The organism is Candidatus Skiveiella danica (assembly GCF_022705245.1).
Taxonomy (GTDB): Bacteria; Pseudomonadota; Gammaproteobacteria; order Burkholderiales; family Burkholderiaceae_C; genus Skiveiella; species Skiveiella danica.
In genome coordinates this window covers 1-1,438 of the sequence record NZ_JAKJEW010000081.1, presented here as the reverse complement: position 1 = coordinate 1,438, position 1,438 = coordinate 1, and the positions used below count along the sequence as shown (strand labels likewise).

General features: G+C 63.1%; 1 pseudogene. It reads left to right on the top strand.

The features are described 5' to 3' along the window. Positions 1-50: 50 nt before the first annotated feature. Positions 51-1,438, top strand: a pseudogene (locus ACMUOY_RS20055) (hypothetical protein); the annotation flags it as partial.

Below are 1,438 nucleotides of genomic sequence, written 5' to 3'. Positions count from 1 at the left end.
CGGCGGTGATCCATTCCCTATGGGAAAGACAGGACGGCAACCTGCTGATCATGCCCGCCACCATCCCCATCGACGACCCGGCGGTTCAGTTCGAGTTGACCCGGTACCTTGACGACCAGTGGACCCCTGTCATCGCCAAGGATGTGGACGGGGAGCATTCCCTGCCGCTCAGGCTCGATCGGGATGCGCCGAACTTGGGGCGCTACTCCGCTTGCCGCCGCGTGGCGCGTACCATCTATGTCGGATCGGCCCCGACCCAACGGGCCGCCAACCGGGGTATCGACGACCGCCAGGTGAAGTTGGGATGCGTTCAGCCCGGCGAAACCGTGGCGACCTTCGGCGACGCCATCCGCAGACTTACGGACCGGGCGACCTATTTGTATGTGGACGGCAGCCGCTATTGGTACTCGACCCAGCCCACGGTCACGCGTCTTGCGGAGGATCGTGCGAACCAGCTCCACGAACACGATGTCATGGACGAGATCGTACGCCGGCTCAGGGACGAGGCGCGCAGCCGTGGCGATTTCCACCGCGTGCATGTCTGTCTGAGCAGCAGCGACATCCTGGACGAGCACGAGGCGCGGCTGGTGGTCCTCGGTCCGGAGCATCCGCACAGCAAAGGCCAGGCGGACAGCGCCGCGCGGAAAGAGGCGCAGGCTATCTTGGACAGTCGCGGCAGCAGCCCCCGGTCGTACAAGAACACCCTGGTGTTTTTGGCCGGAGACGCAAGTCGACTCAAGGACTTACAGACTGCGATTCGCCAGTTTCTTGCTTGGAAGTCCATTTGGGATGAGCGGGAGCAGCTCAACCTCGATCCGTTCCAATCCAAACAGGCCGACACGAAACGCAAGAACGCCGACGACACGGTGAACGTCCGCATTCCCGAGGCATATCAGTGGCTGCTCGTCCCGAACCAGCCAGACCCCAAGGGATCGCCTGAGTGGACGGAAACTCGCTTGCAAGGGTCAGATTCGCTGGCGCTTCGCGCTTCCAAAAAGCTCAAGAGTGAGGAGATGCTCCTCGTCCAGATGGGTGGAGTTCGGCTGCGCCTTGAACTGGATCGGGTACCCCTCTGGCGCGGGAATGACGTGCTGGTGAAGCAGCTTGTCGAAGACTTCGCGACGTATCTGTACCTTCCCCGTCTTCGCGACTCGGACGTGCTGATCGCCGCCATCCGGGAAGGGATTACGCTCCTGACCTGGCAGTCTGAAACGTTCGCCTACGCACAGTCCAAGGACGCCGACGGCCGCTATTTAGGTCTCGTGGGCGGCGGCTCTGCCGCTGTTCAGAGCGAGGGCGGCTCGATTGTAGTGAAGCCCGACGTGGCAGCCGAACAGCAGCGCCGGGATGCTGAAGCGGCGAAAGCAAAGGCCGGAAACGGTTCGGCGACGGTCGCGGAAAGCGAACGGACCGGGGAACAGGGTCAAGCGGCCGGGGC